At 48.0% G+C, this 22,469-nt stretch carries 18 protein-coding genes; 10 read left to right on the top strand and 8 right to left on the bottom strand.

Annotated features, from left to right (window positions below; all coding sequences use genetic code 11):
- Positions 1 to 27: 27 nt before the first annotated feature.
- Genes AM1_RS44430 through AM1_RS10460 form a run of 3 tightly spaced genes read right to left on the bottom strand, consistent with a single transcriptional unit; the run spans position 28 to position 2,201 of the window.
- Positions 28 to 324: a DUF1877 family protein gene (locus tag AM1_RS44430; protein WP_041659627.1), complete on the bottom strand. Its 297-nt coding sequence runs from the start codon at positions 322 to 324 to the stop codon at positions 28 to 30.
- 12 nt (positions 325 to 336) lie between these two features.
- Complete coding sequence (locus tag AM1_RS10465; RefSeq protein ID WP_012162812.1) at positions 337 to 744, bottom strand: hypothetical protein; 408 nt, start codon at positions 742 to 744, stop codon at positions 337 to 339.
- Between the two features lie 38 nt (positions 745 to 782).
- Positions 783 to 2,201 (bottom strand): murein transglycosylase A family protein, encoded by a 1,419-nt coding sequence (locus tag AM1_RS10460; RefSeq protein ID WP_012162811.1) that lies wholly within the window; start codon positions 2,199 to 2,201, stop codon positions 783 to 785.
- A gap of 247 nt (positions 2,202 to 2,448) precedes the next feature.
- Here AM1_RS10460 and AM1_RS10455 point away from each other — a divergent pair, with 247 nt between their 5' ends.
- Positions 2,449 to 4,884 (top strand): S-layer homology domain-containing protein, encoded by a 2,436-nt coding sequence (locus AM1_RS10455; RefSeq protein ID WP_012162810.1) that lies wholly within the window; start codon positions 2,449 to 2,451, stop codon positions 4,882 to 4,884.
- A gap of 7 nt (positions 4,885 to 4,891) precedes the next feature.
- On the opposite strand, the gene cax is transcribed toward AM1_RS10455, so the two are convergent.
- Entirely contained in the window at positions 4,892 to 5,977 is a 1,086-nt protein-coding gene (cax, locus tag AM1_RS10450) for a calcium/proton exchanger (protein ID WP_012162809.1), read from the bottom strand.
- A gap of 433 nt (positions 5,978 to 6,410) precedes the next feature.
- Here cax and AM1_RS10445 point away from each other — a divergent pair, with 433 nt between their 5' ends.
- Complete coding sequence (locus AM1_RS10445; RefSeq protein WP_012162808.1) at positions 6,411 to 9,122, top strand: DUF3536 domain-containing protein; 2,712 nt, start codon at positions 6,411 to 6,413, stop codon at positions 9,120 to 9,122.
- 3 nt (positions 9,123 to 9,125) lie between these two features.
- Here the strand turns inward: AM1_RS10445 and AM1_RS42120 are convergent, their stop codons facing one another.
- The 3 genes from AM1_RS42120 to AM1_RS10430 all read right to left on the bottom strand — a co-directional run bounded on the left by AM1_RS42120 (position 9,126) and on the right by AM1_RS10430 (position 13,104).
- On the bottom strand, positions 9,126 to 10,202 hold the full coding sequence (locus tag AM1_RS42120) for a hypothetical protein (protein WP_012162807.1): 1,077 nt from the start codon (positions 10,200 to 10,202) through the stop codon (positions 9,126 to 9,128).
- A 191-nt stretch (positions 10,203 to 10,393) separates the two neighbouring features.
- A complete protein-coding gene (locus tag AM1_RS10435) occupies positions 10,394 to 10,999 on the bottom strand; it encodes a GerMN domain-containing protein (protein WP_012162806.1) in 606 nt (201 codons plus the stop codon).
- A gap of 302 nt (positions 11,000 to 11,301) precedes the next feature.
- On the bottom strand, positions 11,302 to 13,104 hold the full coding sequence (locus AM1_RS10430; protein WP_012162805.1) for a proline--tRNA ligase: 1,803 nt from the start codon (positions 13,102 to 13,104) through the stop codon (positions 11,302 to 11,304).
- A 126-nt stretch (positions 13,105 to 13,230) separates the two neighbouring features.
- On the opposite strand from AM1_RS10430, the gene AM1_RS10425 reads away from it, so the two are divergent.
- Positions 13,231 to 13,989 (top strand): HEAT repeat domain-containing protein, encoded by a 759-nt coding sequence (locus AM1_RS10425; protein WP_012162804.1) that lies wholly within the window; start codon positions 13,231 to 13,233, stop codon positions 13,987 to 13,989.
- Here AM1_RS10425 and AM1_RS10420 read toward each other — a convergent pair.
- Entirely contained in the window at positions 13,966 to 15,498 is a 1,533-nt protein-coding gene (locus AM1_RS10420; protein WP_041659623.1) for a pentapeptide repeat-containing protein, read from the bottom strand. The two genes, AM1_RS10425 and AM1_RS10420, sit on opposite strands and share 24 nt — an antisense overlap.
- Before the next feature lie 407 nt (positions 15,499 to 15,905).
- On the opposite strand from AM1_RS10420, the gene AM1_RS10415 reads away from it, so the two are divergent.
- The 7 genes from AM1_RS10415 (at position 15,906) to lptC (ending at position 22,463) form a co-directional block, all read left to right on the top strand.
- Positions 15,906 to 16,694, top strand: a complete 789-nt coding sequence (locus AM1_RS10415; RefSeq protein ID WP_012162802.1) for an ABC transporter ATP-binding protein — start codon at positions 15,906 to 15,908, stop codon at positions 16,692 to 16,694.
- Positions 16,695 to 16,745: 51 nt separating this feature from the next.
- Complete coding sequence (locus tag AM1_RS10410) at positions 16,746 to 17,945, top strand: MlaD family protein (protein ID WP_012162801.1); 1,200 nt, start codon at positions 16,746 to 16,748, stop codon at positions 17,943 to 17,945.
- 74 nt (positions 17,946 to 18,019) lie between these two features.
- Complete coding sequence (locus AM1_RS10405) at positions 18,020 to 18,220, top strand: hypothetical protein (RefSeq protein ID WP_012162800.1); 201 nt, start codon at positions 18,020 to 18,022, stop codon at positions 18,218 to 18,220.
- A 159-nt stretch (positions 18,221 to 18,379) separates the two neighbouring features.
- Positions 18,380 to 18,838 carry an ATP-binding protein gene (locus AM1_RS10400; RefSeq protein WP_012162799.1) on the top strand — a complete coding sequence of 153 codons (459 nt, stop codon included), beginning with the start codon at positions 18,380 to 18,382 and terminating at the stop codon, positions 18,836 to 18,838.
- Positions 18,839 to 18,996: 158 nt separating this feature from the next.
- Positions 18,997 to 20,595: a methionine--tRNA ligase gene (metG, locus tag AM1_RS10395; protein WP_012162798.1), complete on the top strand. Its 1,599-nt coding sequence runs from the start codon at positions 18,997 to 18,999 to the stop codon at positions 20,593 to 20,595.
- A gap of 104 nt (positions 20,596 to 20,699) precedes the next feature.
- Positions 20,700 to 21,332: a LabA-like NYN domain-containing protein gene (locus AM1_RS10390; RefSeq protein WP_012162797.1), complete on the top strand. Its 633-nt coding sequence runs from the start codon at positions 20,700 to 20,702 to the stop codon at positions 21,330 to 21,332.
- Positions 21,333 to 21,341: 9 nt separating this feature from the next.
- Positions 21,342 to 22,463, top strand: a complete 1,122-nt coding sequence (gene lptC / locus AM1_RS10385) for an LPS export ABC transporter periplasmic protein LptC (protein ID WP_148215712.1) — start codon at positions 21,342 to 21,344, stop codon at positions 22,461 to 22,463.
- Positions 22,464 to 22,469: the final 6 nt, after the last annotated feature.

Here is a 22,469-nt window from a genome sequence, read left to right as displayed (position 1 = left end):
GAAGAGATGAGCTGCCAGATTTTTTAATTAAGACAGGTATAGCAGCAAGGCTTTTTCTGAACGAAGGGTGTTGCTATAGTAATTTTCTATAATCCGAAAATAATCGGTTAGCCAATCCAGCTCTTCTGCTTCAGAAAGATCAAAAAGGAGAACAGGGGCTGACTTCCTAGATTCTCGTTTATAACGTGTTCGAAATACTTGTTCTGAAAGCAATAGCAAGCCATCTAACATGTTCCCTACTTCCTCTGTGGATAAATAACGAACTAAGCGGTGACTACTCGTATTGGGATTCAGAATCTTTCCGGCCCCCAAGGCATTGACCAAAGGAAGCCCATCTCACTGAGAGTCCATAAACATTAGGAAAGGCGCAAAATCTCGATTTTTGGATTGTTGCATCAACTCAGAATTCTTCCTGAGTTCTGGAATTGCCCATGGCTGCAGGATATGGCCAGGCACATAGCCTGCTAGCAGAAATGTGAGGACAACAAAATACTTGTGGAGATCTGCCTCTGGAGATTCCCACTCATCGAGGAACGGTTGCTTGAGTGAAGAATATGTTGAGAACTGTTGGACCGCCCGTTCCTTCGTTTCCTCAGACCATTCTCCCTGCAGATAAGACTTCCTCCAAACTGGGGCTTCTGGTAACCACTGGGCAGCAAAAAATAAGTCAGTCAGATCCGGATTTTGTTGTAAGGTTTCCAGCGTTGAAATCGAGACTGCTTTGAGGTAACTGTTTATTCCCATTTAATAAAGCAGCGCCATAATGACCACAGTGTAACCATCTAACTCTTTTTCTTGATCAAAATATAGGCATTCGCATAGGCCGGTAGGGTACTGATATGCTGCTTGAACTGATCATGACTTGGAAATACGCCAGCTAGAAAATCGAGCTGATATAAATTAGGCAAAAATGCCCCACCCGTATCCGCCAGAACCCCCATATTGAGCTGCTGAGTCCCACCCGTATTGTGCTCCAGCATGATGATTTTCCCTAGGCCAATATTGAGCACGTCACCTGCAAAAGTCACGCCCGGTCGCACTGCGATTTTTGCAGTTTTAGGACCATACCCCTTAATGGCATCCACTTGCTTGAAGTACCAGTAGCGTTTTTGTTCTCGTTGGGGCTGCCCTCGTACATAGGCAATCCCATTGTTGCGATCCACATTGAAGTAGGCCGATGAGCCATCGCCAAATCGGATCAAGATGGTGCCTTGCAATAAGGCATCTTCCAATCCTTGCCGAGTCAGGTAGGCCAGAGGAGTGACTTTCCCCTGTTCCTTGCCTCCGGTTTCATAGATACCTGTGAGGACTTCCTGTTTCGAATAGTTCTGGAAAAATTTATCAACTGCATACTCTGGTTTGAGCTGGTAAATAGGAGTATCAAACTCTGCAGTTTTTGTCCGAGATCCTTGATGGGCAAAAACTGCATATTTAGTAATTCGCAATTGATTTTGATCTGGCTGTTGTGGGTTATAGGGTTGCCATTTTACGACCTGGAAATGGGTGTTGAGAAAATTCGGATCTTTTAATCGGGATGGCCGTTGGAGTGCAATATCTTGCTCTAAGGTATTGATCATAAAGGCCAAGGTGTCTTGAATATCTTGAACCGTGACGCCACCCGTGCCTAAAATTCCTTCCCGTAATGCCGTTGAATCATTTTGACTGTGGGATTCGAAGTACGTTTTGACATTGATCAGAACGGCTAATAAATCCGCTTCATTGAAATCAACTTGATGATTGGGTAGCGTGCTGTTGCTAAAAATTTGCTCTCCTGTGACGTTGAATTGATCCTTTTTAGCTTCATCAATAACGGCATAGGGGGTGCGAGAAAACGCAACTTTTTGTTTGCGGGTGTTGCGTTTAGGGGCTGCCTGGCCTTGAGGTTTTGTTTTTTGAGGTTGACCTGTTTTTCCTGGCTTCAGACGACTTGGGGATGCAGGAGCCTGAGGAGATGAATCGGGCGCACCAATAGACGACGGTGAAGATGTTTGAGGCGACTCTTCTGGATCGGTCAAGATGATAGACCAACTGGCTGCATCCTGACTGGATAATGAAGATTCCGTCTTTTCGGCAGTGGATTGCGAAGGGGGGGCGGACGTTTGAGACTGCGTTTCGCGTTCAGCACAACTACTTAGCGTCGATAAAAAGAGGGTTAAGACTAAAAGATGAAGTTGTACTTTGAAGGGCAGAAACAAACGCATACTTCGGTTAATCCTTAAGGATTATTCTCGCAATGATGATTATTAAATGAGTGACTGAGTTGAATCGTCAAGACTAATACGCTAATTACTCACTCCAACACTCGTTTTTTTAATGTTCACAAATGACTTTACAAACTGACAGTTTGTGTCCATGAATTCTAAAAAGAATGTGCGGAGGTGCGATCGCACCTTCAGTACCCCTGTAGGATGGTTGCCAAAGATTAAACCCTAAAAATGGCTCAATATTATGGTTAATCCTAACGATCCGAACTCTGAATCAGGTGGAGTCCCTTCTTCAGAACCTGGCTCGGATCCTAGTAATGCTCCCAGTGCCGATTCTGGCCCTATTTCTGACGAGTTGTTTGATTCGTTGTCAGAATTGTTAGGAGATACCCCTGCCAATGATGAGCCTGCCTCTCTACCAGATTTAGACTCTTGGTCAGAGGAATCCACGGAACCTCCGCCTCCTACGGAAGAGCTGGGAACAACCCTTGGCGATACGACGCTTATTCAAATGGGGCCAGATGTAGAAACGCCTCCAATAGAAGAGTTGAGTGGAATTGGCGATAGTTTAGAATCCGTTGATCCGACTAATATGCCGTTAGTAGGTGAAGACGAAGGTACTCAGCCCCTAGATGCCTGGTCAGAGACGTCATCAGACTCCAGCTCTCCTGTCCTGGGTGACTTGGATTTACCTGGGAATTTAACTCCTGAGGGAGGTGAGCTGCCAGACCCCAGTCTTCCAGATATATCAGCAGCACCAACCGATTCATCTGATATTTTGTCCGATCCGTTTGCGCCCCCTCCCGTAGAGCCACCTGTCGATTTGACTCCTGTAGTCGATGAATCATCAGACCCCAATCTTCCTGATATAGCAGCATCGACCAGTGCTGGAGATACCCTCTCCGATCCTTGGTCTGAACCAGCTGCTGACGAACAATCGCTGATTACCCCGCTGAGTGCAGAGATTGAAGAGCCAACTCTGATTCAGCCCCCTGATGCTCCAACCATCAACGAACCTGTTGAAGAACCTATACCCTTAGAGTCCACGCCAGAAGAGAGTTCGTTACCTGATCCGTGGATGGATGATCTTGAGCCTGCTGGTGCTGAAGATCCCATATCAGAGATTTCGACCCCAGAAACGACCGATGTCTCAGGGCCAAATATTCCTCCTGTGGATGCCCTGATTCCTGATGTTGTGGCTGATGTGCCGGTTAGTGCTGACATACCAGCAGTGGAACCTGAGATAGAAGAACTGCCAACACCAGAAGATCAACCATTAACGGTGGGTGAAGATGTCTCCTTACCAGAAGATGCGTCGTTGCCAATCGGTGAAAATCTACCAGTGGCAGAGTCACCACTCCCCATCGATACAGAAGCTTCCCCAGATAGCGATGCAACACCTTTAGCAGCCAGCCCAGGGTTTATCAGTTCTGATATGGGAGATGTGCCGACAAGTGACGTAGGGGCTGCCCCCACTGATCTGGTTGATCCAGATGCCCCTGCAGCTGATATTCCTGCTGTGATTCCTCCGTTAGGAGAGATGACAGGCGAGAGCGTTTCTGCGCCTGAAGCGGAGGGCCTTGAGTCTATACCCGCCGTAGAAAGTGATGGTGAACCCGAGGTTCCCTCAACTCCGGTACCAGATCCTGTGCCAGCACCAGAGCCAGTGGCTGTGGGTTCAGGTCCTTCTACTGGGGCAAATGCAGGCGATTTAGGTGCGTTAAGCGGTAAATTACCCCTTAACCGTGTTCAGGTTGTTGGTTTATTGGTCGCTCTGTCAACGTTAGGCACCATTACCTATTTGGGGGTGACTGGCAATCAGCAAGACCCCTCTCTAACACCACCTTCCGCTCCATCAGTCTCTTCTTCGCCGCTGAACCCGAACCCATCGGCCAATAGCCCATCCGGTGAATCAGCAGGTGACTCACCTATTGCCAGTGCTCCTTTTGCTAGTGAAGATGCTCCGAGTACCGGTGAGACAGGGAATACGCCTGGACAGGCTCCAACTAGTCAAACAGCAGCTGTTCGGCAAAGCCCTACAGAAGCGATTGGCGGCCTAGATGCACCGGGTGTCATTCCCTCGCAGCTTGATATTTCTGATGTTCCTGAGGATCATTGGGCTTATCCTTTTATCACCAAGCTGCATGCCCAGGGGATTATTCCGGATTACCCGGATGGCAAGTTCCAGCCCGATAAGCCGGTGACGCGGGCTGAACTGGCCGCTCAAATTCAACGTGCGTTTGTCAATGAGCCCGGCCAGCGTGCTCTAACCTTTTCTGATATTGCATCAGATTATTGGGCTGCAGGCGCCATTGAAGACGCGGTCGATAAGAAATTTATGAGCGGATATCCGGAAGGAGATTTTCAGCCGGATAAGCTTGTGCCCAGATATGAAGTATTAGTGGCTCTGGTCAGTGGGTTAGAACTGGACATTCCTACTTCCCCAGAAACTAGCCTGCAGCAGTTCCAAGATCAGAGCCAGCTCCCCGATTGGTCAAAAGGAAAAATTGCCGCTTCGACCCAAGAAAATATTGTGGTGAGTCATCCTGAGCCGGGACTATTGAAGCCAGAGGCCAATGCTACTCGGGCAGAAGTCGCCGCCATGATTTACCAGGCGCTGGTTCAATCAGGGCGGCTAGAGCCTATTGAGTCTGAATATGTAGTGACGCCAGATTCTTAAGGGCTGATCACGTCAGAGGATGAAAATAAAAGGCTAATCCTAACACTGCATAGGTGGCGAGGAGCAGCGTCCCTTCTAACCAGTTGGACTGACCATCTGAGCTAATCGAATTGGCAATCAGGACTGATACGGCAACAGCGACCAATTCAAAGGGGTTAAAGTCTAAGTCCATGGGCTGACCAATTACCCAGCCTGCCAGGACTAAGGCTGGGGCAACAAACAGGGCAATCTGCATACTGGAGCCGACGGCAACAGAAACAGATAAGTCCATCTTGTCTTTCATGGCCACGGTGACGGCGGTGGCATGCTCTGCGGCATTACCAATAATGGGGAGTAAAATCACCCCTGTAAACAAGGGCGTCAACCCAAGTTGCTCAGTGGCTGCTTCTAAACTGCCCACTAAAAATTCAGATTCAACGGCAACCGCTAGGGTTGCTGCGAGTAAAACACCAATCCATAATCGCAAATTACCTGAGCCTTCTTCATGGGGCTCTTCTTCTGATTCCATGCCAGCCACTCCCACGTCAAACAGATAGGTGTGGGTTTTCATGGAGAACAGAAGCGTTAAACCATAAACTCCAATCAACACGATGGCAACGGCAATGGAAAGGTTCTGGAGAACCTGACTCTCGATGCCTTCGGCGGAGAACTTGATGGCGGTGGGCAACAAAATTGCAATGACCGCTAAGTTCATGGATGAGGCATTCACGCGAGCCACAACGGGCTGAAAGGTTTGCTCTTTAAATCGCAGTCCGCCCAGCAGCATGGACAGCCCCATCACGAGAAGGAGGTTACCCAAAATGGAACCGGTAATACTGGCTTTGACCACCTCTACCAAACCGGCTTGGAGGGCGATAAAAGCAATAATTAGTTCCGTAGCATTACCAAAGGTGGCATTGAGCAGTCCACCGGCGGAGGGACCAATGACCACAGCAATCTCTTCCGTTGCTGTGCCCATCCATGCAGCTAAAGGCACAATAGCGAGCGCTGATGTCGCAAATAGAGGGAGCGGTCCCCACTCCAGGAGATCTGCTGCAATCGAGACAGGGATAAACAGCAGTAAGACAATAAAAATACGATTTTTGAGAGTCACAATTGCAGATGAGTTGGGTTTACAAGTACATCAAAATCAATTTGGGAAAATCTAGATTTGCCTCAGATTAATGGGCGGTTATCAGGGGCATTTCGGTGTGAATTGGGCTGATCCCATAGGAAATATGAAGACTTTACCCATAATGCCCGAATAAACTCTTAAGATATCTTGCGATTTCCCCTATTCCCAAAAGGGATCGCCTAGGTTATAGCCACAGACAGGTTAGCAGGTTCTTTGCCTCCATAGGCCCTCATTCAATTACTACGTCCGGCTTCACTACATAAAGGACTCATTCATTTATTCTTTTGTGGCTTCGCTGCATCCTCACTATTCAAACTGATCTGGATGTTCGAGTTTGAAATCAAGCTTTAAGCGAGCGCTTAATGATTCCGCATCAACGCTAAATCTCTTCATCCATGGCGGTTTTTTTGATATGAATACAACCTCTTATATTCCTGAGAATACTGATCAGGAACAGTCGACTTTTAAGGTCTCTACTCCCTTACGTTCACCCACTAGTCCACTAGAGCAGGCTGAGGGCGTTTATGTGACCTTACATGGTCATTTTTATCAGCCTCCTCGGGAAAATCCTTACTTGGGCACCATCGAACGGCAATCGAGTGCGGCCCCGTTTCATGATTGGAATGAGCGAATTTATCACGAATGCTATCGCCCCAATGCCTTTGCGCGCATTTTTAATGACCAGGGCGAAGTCATCAATATTGTCAATAATTTCGAATATCTCAGCTTCAATATCGGCCCAACCTTGATGAGCTGGTTGGAGACCTATGATTCGGAGGTTTACCAGCGTATTATTGAAGCCGATCGCAGGAGCTGTGAGCGACTCCAAGGTCACGGTAATGGGATCGCACAAGTCTACAACCACATCATCATGCCCTTGGCCAATCGCCAGGACAAAGTCACCCAAGTGCGCTGGGGCAAAGCAGATTTTCAATCTCGATTTGGCCGCGACCCCGAAGGCATGTGGCTAGCGGAAGCTGCCGTCGATATGGCCACAATTGAAGTGCTGATTGAGGAAGGGATTCGCTTTATTATTCTGGCCCCATCCCAAGCCCAACGCTGCCGGTTGATACCAGGTATGGCTGGCGATACGGATACTGACACCCACCCTACTTGGGAAGAAGTTGGAGGTGCACAAATTGATCCGACCCGGCCCTATCGCTGTTATCTGCCTGATCGTGAACGCTATATCGATATTTTCTTTTACGATGGCCCCATCTCTCGGGATATTGGTTTTAACGCAGTCCTGAGTAGCTCCCAGAATTTGGCCAATCGATTAGGGCAGGCAGTACGCTGCGATCGCAAGCCGTCTCAGCTAATTTCGATTGCGACTGATGGCGAGACCTTTGGTCACCACAAACGCGATACGGAAAAAGCGATCGCCTATGCGTTTCACGAGACCTTCCCCCAACTGGGATGGACGGTGACCAACTATGCCCATTACCTCAGCCTGCATCCTCCCACTTGGGAAGTGCAGTTGAAGCCGGTGACTGCTTGGAGCTGTGGTCATGGGGTTGATCGTTGGCAAGACGACTGTGGATGTGGCGGGGAAGGCAGCCTCTGGCATCAAAAATGGCGACGCCCCTTACGGGACGCTTTAGATTGGCTGCGGGATCAACTCAGCGATATCTACCAAGAAATTGGGGGGCTGCTGTTCCAAGATCCCTGGGAAACTCGAAATCGCTATATCGAGATTATGGGCCAGTTCCCTCGGCAAGTGCAGATCGATTCCTCTGCAGCCGATCCCATTCAAGCCTTTCTCAATGCCCATCAAAATCATGAACTGACAGCAGATGAACGGGTTGATGCCTTGCGCTTATTAGAGATTCAGCGTCATAGCTTGTTGATGTATACGAGTTGTGGTTGGTTCTTTGCCGAACTCTCAAGGCCCGAGGGGGTACAAATTCTCCGATATGCAGCCCGTGCAGTTGACTTAGCTGCGGATGTTGCAGGGATCAGCCTAGAGCCTGAGTTTATCCAGCGCTTGGCTTTGGCCCCTAGTAATGTCGCTCTATTCGAGACGGGAGCGGGTGTGTACCAGCAATTGGTAATTCCCTCTCAAATCGATGTCCAGGCCGTTGCCGCCCACTATGCCATCACCTCTCTGTTCAATCCCTATCCCCCTCAACATCCTTACTTTTCCTACCAAGCCGAGCAGATAGATTATCAAATTCAGCGTTTAGGCTCCCTTTCCCTAGCCATTGGCCAGCTGCAACTGACCTCCAATGTCACTTCTGAATCGGAACATCTGGTATTCTGCGTGCTTCACCTGGGCGGTTGGGACTTTCACTGTGGGGTCCAGCTGTTTAGTGGTCGCAAGCATTATTGCGAGATGAAAGCCAAGCTGTTTAATACCTTGCAACAGGCTAGTGCCACTAATATCGTGTTGGCCATCTCAGAGACCTTTGGTCATCAGCACTATGGCCTCCATGACCTCTTGCCAGAAGAGCGCCATCGGATTATTTCTCTTCTGTCCCAAGAGACCTTAAGTCGTCTCAACCAGCTCTATACCCAGGTCTATCGAGATAACTATGGGGTTTTAATGGCCTTCCAATACGATGACCTGGAAGTGCCCCCCGAATTGCTGACAGCCGCTCAAGTTGCTCTCAACCATCGTGCCTTAAATACCCTTAAAAGCTTGGAGAAGGAGATGAGCGATCCAGACCTGGAAACCTCCCAGGTGGGTGCCAGTGATTTGGCAGAACTGGCTGCGATCGCAACTGAAGCTGAGCAAGCTGGATGTCGCCTCAAATTGGATGCCGCCTATCCCTTACTCGAAGATTTAATTCTCCGTCTGCTCTGGCAACTGTTCCATCACGTAGATGTGGACTTATCTCCCCATCGGATTCAGCGTCTACAAACCTTGCTTAATCTGGTCCATCAACTCCAGCTTGATATTCATCTCGATCGGGCTCAAGAACTCTATCTCCGTTGTCTGCAAGAGCAGATGACCCTTTTGAATCACAGTCAAGCCATCACCCAGGCTCAATTGCGAGAGCAAAACAGCAACGATCAGACGCTATCTCAGGAGCAGCCATTATCGATGGTGCAAATGCGTCAGTTGCTCCAGTTGGGTCGCAAGCTAGCCATTGATGTGCAGCCATGGTTGGACAGCTATCAGTAGTTCTTACTCTACGGATTGACTCGCCGGCACAATGGATGAGGGGGTGGATTGGTGAAGCTGTAAGGCACTTTGCTGTGTAGTATGTAATTGCCAGATCGCTAATCCACCCACCAGAATCGTGCCTGCTAAGGAGCCCATCAAAACCTTGTTTTGAGTTTTGAGTCGGCGAATTTGCGTGGCCTTTTGCTCCATCGGCGTTGGCAAAGTCGTAACTTTGAACGACTTCATCAGAACCTTGTTTTGCGCTTTTCCGCGACTCGGTTGACTGATGTCTTGTGCTTTTTGCTTGGGTGCAGTCTCGGTTTGTTTGGAAGTTGGCAACTCTGCGGATGAGGGTGGATTCTCTAAGACGGCCTCAGGTTTGCTGGAAGTGGCAGCTTTGACTGTCTCTATAAAGGCGCTGGTTGTTTCAGTTTCCTTGTCTTGCGTCGTCAGCGTTCCGTTAGTGGGTGAAATAGATGGCAGTGGATCAGCGGCATTCTCCTGAGCGCGTTGTGATTCAGCCTGTAAACCATCAACAGAAGAGGCCATCACCTGATGCTGGTCGTCCTGCCAGCTTGTTGCACTATTCGTGGGAGCTGTGGATTGATCAGGTGTTTCCGCTTGGTGGGGGTGAGCCGTTTCTACCGATGGGGTTGATTCTTTTAAGGTAGAAGGCTCATCTGATTGACTGCTAGAAGATGGATGATCTGGAGATGGGGTTTCTGTCGAAACTGGAGCGACTTCAACTTGAGAGGCTGCCTCTTGTTGTTGAATGGCTTTGGCTTGTGGGGCAGGAAACGCGACCTTTCGCTTGAGCCAATTGACGATTAATTCAGGACAATTTTTCTTGAACCAGTAATAGCCATAGCGTTTAGCGATGGGCTTCGACATCCCCGCCAGGGTTTTAGCGAATTGGTTGATGGAGTCGTTTTGAACTTTCTTGTTAATGAAGTTAACGGCCCCTACCTCGTAAAGGCACTCAATCATCAGCTTGATCGTGGTTTCTTCATTTTCAGTTAAATGTTGCAGCAGGACTAATACATCCTGCATGCGCTGCTCCTCCCGCTTTTTTTCTTCGGGGCTTTTAGACACCGTCATAGACTTGGTTCTGGAATGGAGAATGGGGATATCGTTATTATGATCGGCACAAGAGTGATCCGTAAACTGACCTCAAGATAGAGAAGGCGGCTGACCCCAGATCCAGTTCTTTAGACCCCAAACCAAGAGCCTATCTTTAGGATTCCCAGAAGCCCCAGAAACTCACGGATATCCTCTAAAGGCCCTTTCGTTTATAGGGAAAAGTTATCATCAAATTCCTTGCGGGTCATCGGTTGTGAAACGATGAGCCCATCCCCGGATAAAACCTCTAAGGGCTCTCCATCAATGGAAATCCAAATGGCTTCCTTGGGATTCAAACTGCTGGCAGTGTAAACAACTTGGCCGAGACGAGCTTGCATCGATTTGGTCCCGCCACCAGTTGTGAACTCCCTCGATAAATCAATGCGAATCCCATCCTCTTGCAATTTCAGGCTATTCAGTTGAGTCTTTTCAGGAATTGCATTTGTCTTATCAGTATTAGCAGGTCCTTCCAGTAGCCGTTTGAAAGCAACGACTAATTGTTCCTCAGACGTGGCATTTTCCAAGTTATCTAGGGGCAGTTTGGTGGGTTCCAGCACCAGCTGCTCTTGATCTTTATAGGCAACCCAATAAACCGCAAGCTCAGGGTTCGCAACGGGCGGTTCAGGATCTGTTTGGCCGGGTTGAGGAGAAGCTGTAGGCGAAGGACTCGTTTCTGTGGATGTCTGTTGGGGTTGACAGCCAGATCCTCCTAATACTAAGGCAACGCCAACCAGCCCTCCCCAGAACCGCCTACTTTGGTACCGTAGTTGTGCCATTTTTGGACTTCATCCTCTATGAATACATCTAACTAGATCAGGAGAACAGGGGGCCATCCAGTCTAGCCTAACTCAAGGAATCTAATCTGGGTTTGTGGGTGGACACTCTAGGAGAATGACACCGTGGTGTACTCCATAACTCAATGCATGCAATTGGAGAAATGGGTTGAGTAGCGCTTGAGTTTAGATAACAGCAAATGTCAGCACTATTGTCCCAGGATTAGCCTCTATAAAGACGAATTTACAGAGGCTTAAGTTCCAAAAGTTAGGACTTCTAATAGGAGTTAATCAGGACAGAATCCCTAAGTAGAAATGGCTTTCGCTAAATATTCTTTAAGGGTGGGTAAAACCTGATCTAACGCAATTTGATGCGCGTCGTGGGTGGCTCGTTCTACCATCTCAACGTTGCCTTCCTTCAAGGATCGTCCCGTCACAATTCGATAGGGAATTCCAATTAAGTCAGCGTCTTTGAATTTCACCCCCGCTCGTTCTGTCCGATCGTCTAGCAAGGTTTCTATGCCTGCAGCATTGAGCTCGCTGTAGAGTTTTTCAGCGGCCTCTACCTGGTCGCTATCTTTCCCATTGGGAATAATAATGATGGCGTGATACGGTGCGATCGCAACTGGCCAGACAATCCCATCTTTGTCATAGGATTGTTCCACAGCAGCTTGGGCCAGACGAGAGACCCCAACGCCATAGCAACCCATCACTAATGGCTGTTCTTTACCCGCTTCATTCGTATAGGTCGCCCCTAACGCCTGGGAGTACTTCGTACCTAATTGAAAGATATGACCAATTTCGATGCCTCGAGCAGTTTGTAGGGTTTGCTTGGGATCGTGTACCGCTCGATCTCCCACCTGAGCTGTGCGAATATCCACCACATGTTTGGGTAAAGGAATATCTGTTTTCCAGTTGACCCCGACTTGGTGGATGCCAACCTCGTTAGCCCCCGTCACAAAATTCTTGAGATCGACTGCTGTTTGATCGACTAAGCGAACAAACTTGCCATGCACCTGTTTGGACTTTTGAATATAGCTATCTGCTAAATCAGGGGCAATATACCCCAGGGGTAGAGGCTGGCTCGCCCATTTGGTTCCTCCTTCCGCAACAGTGAGAGCAATGAGAGCTTTGCCTTTCACCACGTCGCCTAACTGGACCAACTCATTCTGTAGTTTCACCTCATTGACGGATTGATCGCCCCGCAAACTGACTAAAGCCAGAAGGGTTTGACCATTGTCATAAACCGCTTCGTAGAGCACCGTTTTGACAACCTGAGTCGGCGAGCATTGCAAGCAATCACAGAGTTTGGCAATGGTATCTGTCTTGGGCGTTTCTTTCTTTTCTACGGACTTGAAGGAAGAAGGCTGAGCATCGGCAGGTCGGGACACTGCTTTTTCTACATTGGCCGCATATTTACCATCGTCTGTGTAGAGAACCTCATCTTCCCCAGCTTCGGCCAATACCATAAACTCCTGGGACCCAGAGCCGCCAATGGCTCCAGAATCAGCATCAACTGCGCGATACGCTAAGCCAGATCGTTGGAGAATATTGCAGTAAGCATCATGCATCTTACTGTAAATAATTTTGAGATCGGCTTCGTCCGTGGAAAAAGAATAGGCGTCCTTCATAATGAATTCCCGTCCTCGCATCAAGCCAAACCGAGGGCGAATCTCATCACGGAATTTGGTCTGAATTTGATAAAGGTTCAAAGGAAGCTGACGGTAGGAGCGAATCATATCCCTGGCGACCGCAGTAATCACCTCTTCGTGGGTCGGCCCTAATCCCAACTCCCGGTCCTGGCGATCCTGGAGGGCAAACATAATCCCTTCTGCTTGCGTATAGGTGTCCCATCGACCTGATTCTTGCCATAACTCAGCGGGCTGAATTTGGGGCAGCAAACATTCCTGAGCCCCAGCTGCATCCATTTCTTCCCGGACAATCTGAGACACCTTTTGCAACACACGCCACATCAACGGTAAATAGGCATAAATCCCACTGCCTACACGGCGAATATACCCGGCCCGCAAGAGTAATTTATGGCTGGGGATTTCTGCTTCCGCTGGGTCTTCTCGCAGCGTCACAAACAGCATTTGAGATAGCCGCATGGTGTCCTCTTAAGCTTCAGTTTTGCCTTATCAGTCTAGACGATTAGACTATGACTTTAACCTTGTCTTGTTATCAATCCCAGTTTTGCCAAAATCAGAGGTATTCAGTGTTGTACAGTTACAGTTATGTATAACGAAGAAGATCTTAGCCTCCTAGATGACGAGGACAATCTAGAAAGTCCGTTGGATCACATGGCCGCCGTCGATGATCCGGCGGCAGAAGCGGCGAAACCCGATGTCGAGGAGATGCTGCAATTTTTGGCATCGACTGACGTGACCCAACGCATGATCGCAGCGAGAGCGTTTTGTGAGTTGCAAGACTCGAGAGCCATTCCCCATTTGATTCAATTATTAGCTGATGCCTGTCCCTTAGTGCGGGTGAGTGCAGCTTATGCTTTAGGGCGTAACCCTAGTGATACGGCTGTTTTGCCCTTGATCCATCAATTCAATCAAGATTGGAATGGATATGTTCGTAAAGGTGTCGTTTGGGCCTTAGGCAATTGCCGAGATCAGCGCGTTCTTGATCCGTTAGTGGATGCTCTGGAGAATGATATTTCAGCTGTTCGCCTCTGGGCTGCCAGTTCCCTAGGACAACTCTCCGAAATTAATGCTGATGTCGCTGCCGCTGCCATCCCTGCGGTGCTCCATGCCCTGCAAACAGAATCCATGGCACCCGTGCGGAGTAATTGTGCTTGGTCTTTAGGGCAATTAAGCAAAGTACTTGCAAGGGGAGATCTCTATAACCAAGCGATTGCAGCCATGATCAAGGCCCTCAGTGATGAAGATCTCGGTGTTCAAGAGGATGCCAAGAGTTCTTTACTCAAGCTTGGAGATCCAACAGGACTTCAGGCCATAGAAGAATTAGAGAGTATGGGGTTGTTGTAAGGTATCTGCCATCTCCCCCTGCAGTAAAGAATTAGTGACCGCGAGCTCGGGGAATGTCTGACCGTCGTGGATGTTGCTCCCATTGCGTGATACCGCGAGGTCATGGTTGTTAATCACGGCTCCATTAGGGGTAATCGCCTCCATCATCAATGTGAGGAAATCAAATAAGCGATTAATAGACTCGTGATGACCGTATTGTTGAGGATCAATACTGGGTAACGGCTTTGCTAAGGGTTGACCATCCTCAGGCTCTAGCATCATGTAGGTTTCTTCATAGACTCGCCAAAGATCTAGCTGCAGGCGTTCCTTGTCAATGCTGGTCGCGATAGCCAATCTCAGCAAAACAGTGCCATCTGGATTGTGTTCTAACCGCTGAATTTTGACGGGTTGGCAGTCGGGTTGGATTTGCAACCATTGGAGACTGTACGTTAGCGCGGCCCAATGGACATCCTTAGGTAGCCCCAAATTAAGGGTGGCTTGAGCTTCAGTAAAAAAGGTTTTTACGTCTCCAGGCTCAAAATAGCCTTGTTTGGGGATGCGTTCCTGCTGATTGTGGCGTTGATAGGCATAGTCACAGACAACATCTACTAAAGTGGTGGTGGCATTAGGGCTGATATCTTCTATGCAAGCCCCCGTCAGGGTAGCCGCGGCAAAATTAGTGCCAAATAGACGACAGCGAGTGAAGTTGACGTCCCGGAGATTCGCTTCCTTGAGCACCGCTTGCTGCAGATCGGCATCACTCAGATCGACGCCTGTTAAATTAGCGGAGGACAAGTCTACTTCACAACCATCCACTCGACTAAAGTTTGCTTTTACGCATTGTCCGTTCTTGAAATTTGTATTGCGTAAATCAGCGCCTCTAAAATTTGCCTCAATCGCAATGCTTTTACCTAAATTGGCATCTCGTAAAAGGGCTGAGCTTAAGTTAGAGAAACTCAAGTCTGTTTTGCTCAAATTAGCGCCTTTTAAATTAGCCCCCTTTAAGCTAGCTTCACTCATGAAAGCCCGACTTAAATTGCTCTGTTGCAATTGGGTTGAGTCTAACTTTGCCTGGGTCAAATTGGCCTTAATCCCGTTGGCTTCTGATAAGTCTGCTTTACTCAGATTGACTTGTCTTAGATCGGCATAGGGGAAGATAACCTGAACCATACAGGCTTCAATCAAAATGGCTTGGTAGAGGGTTGCTTCAATGAGCGTGGCACCCTGTAACCGGGCAAAACTTAAATCTGCTTTTGTTAAATCGGCCCGACTAAAATTAACGCGACTGAGATTAGCTTCGCTTAAGAAGGCATCACTGAGATCACTACCGGCTAAAAAAGCACCGCTCAAGTTGGCCAAGCTGAGATTGGCCCGACTCAAATTAGCATTGATTAAATTAATATCTTTTAAATCCTGTTCACTCAGGTCTATACCACTTAAATCTGGTTTGACCCTAGGATTTTGTTTACGCCACTGATTCCAATGATTAACACCACGTTTAATCATACGGACATGGTTAGTATTGGCCATAGCGGGGGATAAGCAAATAAATAGTCATCAATGTCTTTAACCTCTGTCTTTTGATCCTGTGGATTGACTAGTTGTCATCCCCCGGTTAACCACAGTCTTCAAAATAGTTGTATCTCAATACTAGCCGTCCTTTTAAAACCTCTAAATTAAGTCTAGCTAGTATCTATATGTAATATAGATCACAAGTCTATTTTGCCCTATTTTTATATTTTTCATTCATGTTTAAGGTGTAGAGGCTTGAATTCAGCGCTTATCGCCTAGTCCATAGGGCAAACGTTGCTAGCATTCCCCTATTAATCACTTTTCATCTCTCTTTAAGCTTCTCCCTAGGCTAGGGTAAGGAAGTTAGATTACAGTAGTGATAGCTTCGAGACGTGGTTTCTTTGGGCATCTCTCAGATCGTTTTTATGGCCGAGCCCTTAATTGAACTCAAAGGAATTTCTAAAGCCTTTGGTAAACATGTGGTGTTGGATGGGGCTGACCTCACGATTTATCCAGGGGATGCACTTGCGATTTTAGGCCCTTCCGGGACAGGGAAATCAACGATACTCCGAATTATTGCGGGTTTACTGGCACCGGATAAAGGAGAGGTTTATATCAATGGCAAACGCCGTTGTGGGTCTTTAGATAATTTCGATAACCCTATTCGCATGAGTATGGTGTTTCAACAGGCAGCGTTATTTGACTCCCTGACGGTTGAAGAGAATGTTGGATTTTTCCTGTACCAGAATTCTTCTTTGCCGAGGCAGCGAATTCGAGATTTAGTGAACGAGAAATTGGAAGTGGTGGGTCTGCCAGGAATTGGCCACCTTTTTCCAGCAGAACTGTCTGGGGGTATGCGAAAACGGGTGAGCTTTGCCAGAGCCATTTTGGATAATCCCGATGATGACTTAGATGATCCTAAAATTTTGCTCTACGATGAGCCCACAGCAGGTCTTGATCCCATTGCCTCCACGATGATCGAAGATTTGATCTTAGAACTGCAACGCTCTTCTGGTTGTGAGACCTATGCCATTGTTACCCACCAAAACAGTACGATTCGTCGTAATGGCAAACGCTTGGTCTTGCTCTATCAAGGTCATGTGCAATGGCAAGGCATTTGGGATGAAATCGAAACGTCTGATAATCCCTATCTACAGCAATTTATGAGTGGAAGTGTGCAAGGCCCCATGGATTTGGTGGGAGATTACTTGTAGCGCAAAAGAATGCCGAGTAATAGTTAGCTAAGGTCACCGGTGAGGGGCAGTATGAGAACGCGAGCGGTACGAGAAGGGACAGTGGGATTGCTAGTCATCTTCGGTCTAGGACTCGTAACGAGTTTAATTTTTTGGGTGCGTGGTTTTAATTTTGGGGGTAGAGCGTACACCTTACAAGTTGAGTTAGCAGACGCTTTGGGGTTAAGTATCGGTAGTCCGGCTAAGTTTAGAGGGGTAAAGGTCGGTCATATTACGCAAATGCGGCCTCAGGCCAATCGAGTGGTGGTGGAAGTAGAAATTACGTCGAGTACCGTATTGATTCCTCGGCAAACCAAGGTTGAGACGAGCCAGTCAGGATTTGTGGGGCAGGCTGCATTAGAGTTTCGACCGACTGAGGTTGAGTTCAGCGATGCCTCTGTAGAAGATTTAAGCCCCTTTGAGCCAGACTGTGACCCCCGAATGATCCTCTGTCAAGGGGATCGTCTGGAGGGCGACTCGGGCAACAATTTGGAAGAACTCATTCGCGCCACGATGCAGATTGCGACGCAATTAGGAGGCACAGACTTAAAGGCTACCCTCAATAACTTATCTCAGGCTTCCAAGGATATTAGCAAGCTCAGCAAAGATACAAAGGTTGCCTTAAAAGACGTGTCCCGTGCTGCCCGCAGTGTAACCCAACTCAGTTTGGATACCCGTAAACAACTACGACAGTTTGGTGTTGCTGCTGAATCAGTAACGGCAGCAGCGCAACAGTTCGATCAATTAGGCGGTGAAGTGAATACCCTGGTAAAGGGAAACAAAGGCACTTTAGTGACTTCTCTACAGAATTTGCAAGAGACGAGCCAAGAACTGAAGGTAGTGGTGACTCGATTGAGTCCTCTGCTCAGCCGGGTTGAGCAAGGCAAGCTGTTAGATAACCTAGAAACCTTAGCGGCGAATGGTGCTCAGGCCTCTGAAACTCTCAAGCTCTTGACGACGGATGTGAATAACCCAGCCACGGCATCGGAGCTGCGCCAGACTTTAAAATCAGCTCGAGAGACGTTGGATAATGCTAGCCAAATTACGTCGGATCTCAAAGACATTACCGGCAATGAAGAGGTGAGGCAAAATTTAATTCGTTTAATTAACGGCCTCGGTAAGCTGCTGTCTTCTAGCCAGGATTTGGAACAACAAATGCAAGGGGTTCAAAAAGCACCACTCACGTCTGCTTTTTCTCAATCGGATGCTCCATCGACTCCCTCCCAAAATTGACCAATTTCTGACCGTCTGCGAATGTTACGGTGAAAGAGATCTCTATTCCTCTCAGCTGCAAGAACCGTATTGCTATGTCTTTTGATCGCTCACAGTGGACTGCCGTGATTACCGGTGCGATCGCACTGCTTTTGGGAGTTGGATATCTGGTATTAGTCCAGCTACTAGACGCTCGGGGGGAGATGCTACCAGCCCCGATGGGTACCCTTCGGTTGAGCTGGAATGCCTGTTCTCACTGGATTTTCAGTGGGGAGAGTCAGGGTTGGATATTGTAAATCCCAAGGCTGTTAGCTATATTAGTAGTAGGTGAGATATCCCTAAATTATTAATTGACAGCCTTTTAACTTCATTAATCCAACTTTTCTATCTATCCAATTCGTGCAGTGACGCACCCCCCATCAAACCCTCTAGAACACAGCTATGGGATTAATTGAGTGATTGCTTCTTCGCTTCCGCCCAGTGCCCACCGATGGCAGCAAGTCAGTTTCGCATCAACCCTGTATCTTTGTCCAATCTTAGACTGTCTCCTTGCAGATATACCGATAGAGGAAGAGGCAGAACTCAGGTTAGGCTTGCAAGAAGCACTAGTTAACGCAGCGAAGCATGGAAATAAGTTGGATCCTTACAAGACCATCTTTGTGCATTTCTCGATCAGTCATTCCCAGGGCTGGTGGATTATTTCGGATCAAGGCGCAGGGTTTACGCCTCCAGATCAGTGCAAAACGCCGCCCCCTCCACAAAAGATTCCTGATGAAGGCTGTGAATGTGGTCGAGGTTTATATATTCTCCATCAGATTTTTGATCAAGTGTATTGGAACGGTGATGGTACGGAGCTGAGATTGTTCAAAGCAATCAAATCTGAGGCTGATAAACAGCTCGCTTGGCAAAATTGAGCCATTCATTCTTTCGATACTGGGTGGTTGAATAGGGCGATGGCTTGATGAGGATGGGATTGTACCTATTAAAAACATCATAATTAGGTATAAACGCCGTTCATTAATAGCTCATGTATGATGGAGGTCGGCAACCACAATGCTTCTATCTTTAGCCTATGACTTCCAGCCAAACCCGACGTTTTGCGCTGACCACGCCGCTCTATTACGTTAACGATTTACCCCATATTGGCAGTGCCTACACCACGATGGCTGCAGATGCGATCGCAAGATTCCATCGCTTACAAGGGCATGAAGTCTTGCTGATCACGGGGACAGATGAGCATGGCCAAAAAATTCAGCGGACGGCTGAACAGCGGGGTAAAGCGCCACAAGACCACTGTGACGAAATCGTTGCTGGGTACAAAGATTTATGGCAACGCCTCAATATTCAATATGATCGCTTTAGTCGCACCACGAGCCCTCGCCATGGTCAGATTGTGGCCGAGTTTTTTCAGCGGGTGTGGGATAAAGGTGACATTTGTCAAGGACATCAGCAGGGCTGGTATTGTGTCGGTTGCGAAGAATTTAAAGAAGAGCGCGACCTCCTCGAAGACAATCACTGTCCGATCCATAAGCGGCCGGTGGAATGGCGAGACGAGCAAAATTATTTTTTCCGGCTGTCGAAGTATCAAGACGATCTACTTCAGTTATTTGCGGATCAGCCTGACTTTATCCAACCCACCAGTCGCCGGAATGAAGTCCTCAGTTTTGTCGAACGGGGGTTACAGGACTTTTCCATTTCACGGGTGAACTTGGATTGGGGATTTCCCGTACCGGCAGACGATCAGCACACCTTATATGTCTGGTTCGATGCCCTCCTCGGCTATGTCACAGCGCTGCTCGATGAAGATACAGAACCGACCTTAGATCAGGCCCTCAGTCAGTGGTGGCCCATCAATCTCCACTTAATTGGCAAAGATATTCTGCGGTTTCATGCAGTGTATTGGCCAGCAATGTTGATGTCGGCAGATCTGCCTTTGCCTGATCGGGTATTTGGTCATGGTTTCTTGACTAAAGATGGGCAAAAAATGGGGAAAAGCCTGGGGAATACCCTCGATCCCGTTGAATTGGTCGACCGCTATGGAACGGATGCGGTTCGATACTACTTTTTAAAGGCCCTCGAGTTCGGTCGGGATGGCGACTTCAGTGAAACTCGCTTTATTGATGTCGTCAATGCTGATCTGGCCAATAGCCTAGGCAATTTACTGAATCGCACCCTTAAAATGGCCGTCAAATATTGTAATGGCCAGGTTCCCGATATTGATATTCAGAGTATTCCGGAGGATCATCCGTTGGCCCAACTGGGTCGAAAAGCGGGCGATCAGGTCGCAAAAGCTTACCAAAACTTAAATTTTAGTCAAGCTTGTAATATTTCTTTGGGGCTTGTCAAAGCTGGAAACCAGTTCATAGACGAGCAAGCACCCTGGTCTCTCTATAAAAAAGGGGAACAAGGCTTAGTCAACGAGATCCTTTACACCGTTTTAGAATCGGTTAGACTGTCAGCATATCTGCTCACTCCGGTTATTCCTAACCTCAGTACACAGATATATCAACAGCTAGGGTTCAAGCTTGATTTGAATGTTAATCATGATGGGGATGAGACAACATTACATTCTATTCATAGCAACTGGGGAGGGTTGCCCGCTAACCAAATCTTAGGCACACCTCAACCCGTCTTCCAAAAATTAGAGCCTTTACAAGCTGCAGCACCCTAGCACTTTGCCGTCTTCACTTGAGGATTGTCTCAGGGTTACTGCACTGGTTTAGTCAATATATTTTAAAACCTGACATCATTTAAACATCCGAGGCTTTAATTTCCATGATTATCAATCCAGATATGGACCAAGACTCTGTGTTTTCAGCAGAGCAAGTACTTGAAAACCGTGGGCGTATCGCTATTTTCATAGATGGGTCTAATCTTTTTTATGCTGCTCTGCAGTTGGGCATTGAGATTGACTACACCAAATTGTTATGCCGTCTGACCTGTGGTTCACGTTTATTGCGGTCCTTCTTTTATACCGGCGTTGATCCGACGAATGAAAAACAGCAGGGTTTCTTGCTGTGGATGCGCCGCAATGGGTATCGCGTCATTACAAAAGAGTTAGTCCAGCTGCCGGATGGTTCTAAAAAAGCCAATTTGGACGTTGAAATTGCCGTCGACATGATGTCGTTGGTAGGTTGTTACGATACAGCGATCTTAGTCAGTGGAGATGGCGACTTAGCCTATGCCGTAGATGCCGTTAGTTATCGAGGCATTCGTGTAGAAGTTGTTAGCTTGCGCTCCATGACCAGCGATAGCTTGATCAACGTTGCCGATCGCTACATTGATCTGGAAGGCATTAAAGGCGATATTCAAAAAGCCTCCCGTTCCGGTTATACCTACCGTCCTTTATCAGGGATTACGATTGCGGAGCCAGAGACCGAAGATATCGTTGATCCTGCCTTTGATTAATTGGTTGTTTTGACGAGACCCTGTGCTGCCAGAGATGGAATTGATATTTCTCTGATTGGCCTGCTCAGTCTCATTGTTGTAGGCTGTGCGCCTGTCAGACCTGGGCTTCCTGTTCCTAAGCAACCTCAAACCTCTCTACATCAGGCTATTTTCAAGCGCACTGACCCGACTGGGCAGCTTTTGTGGCAGATACAGGCTGAAAAAGCCGAGGTGCTTGACGATGTCGTTCAGCTCCAGCAGATTCAAGGAACTTTCTATCACCAGCAAGAACCGATCTATTCTCTGCAAGCCCCCTATGGTCAGGTTCATCAACAGTCAAACTTTATTCAGCTTCAAGGACCACTTCTCGTTAAGGATGTACGAGATCGCACCACCCTGCGCAGTCAGCGTCTGCAGTGGCATCCCAAGACGGGCCAGCTGATTGCTCAACATCAGGTTCTCTTACAGCATCCCCATTTTGAAATCAAAGGGCAGCGATTTCAAGCGTCTACTCGGACCCAGCAGTCTCGGTTATCAGGCACGGTTACGGTCAAGTGGCTCGAACGAGATTTACAGATGCAGGCTCAGGAAATTAGCTGGTTCCCGAGGAAAGAAACCCTGGCGGCTCACAGTGTGATCCCCGCCAGTGTGACGATGCGACCCAGTGCAAATCAGCCCCTCACTTCAAACCGTTGGCCACACGTCCAATCTCAACGAGTGGAGTTGTGCTTGCCGTCTCAACAACTCGTCTTTGATGAGGCCGTAGAGATGCACATTGCCGATTCTAAAATGCACATTAAGAGTCCCCGCGTACTGGTGAGCCTGACAGAAGATCAGTGGCATAGTCCCCAGGGTATATATATTCAATATCAAGGCATTTCTGCCCGGGCGAAACAGGGCTGGTTGGAACCGTCTCGAACCTTGCGTTTACAACATCAGGTTCGGGTGAAAGGATTGCCTCAGAACGCTCAGCTGCGAGCCCAGACACTGACCTGGAATATGGCAACCCAAAAGGTCCAGGCTCGAGGGCAGCTCATTTATCAACAGCTGCAACCTTGGGTGCGAATGACGGGGACGAGGGCTATGGGTAATCTACTCCAGAAAACTCTAGAAGTTGAAGGGGGAGAAGCAGTAGTGGAAATCGTTCCCTAGCGTTGA

This window comes from Acaryochloris marina MBIC11017, assembly GCF_000018105.1.
Lineage (GTDB): Bacteria > Cyanobacteriota > Cyanobacteriia > Thermosynechococcales > Thermosynechococcaceae > Acaryochloris > Acaryochloris marina.
This window is presented reverse-complemented; position numbering and strand designations above follow the sequence as displayed.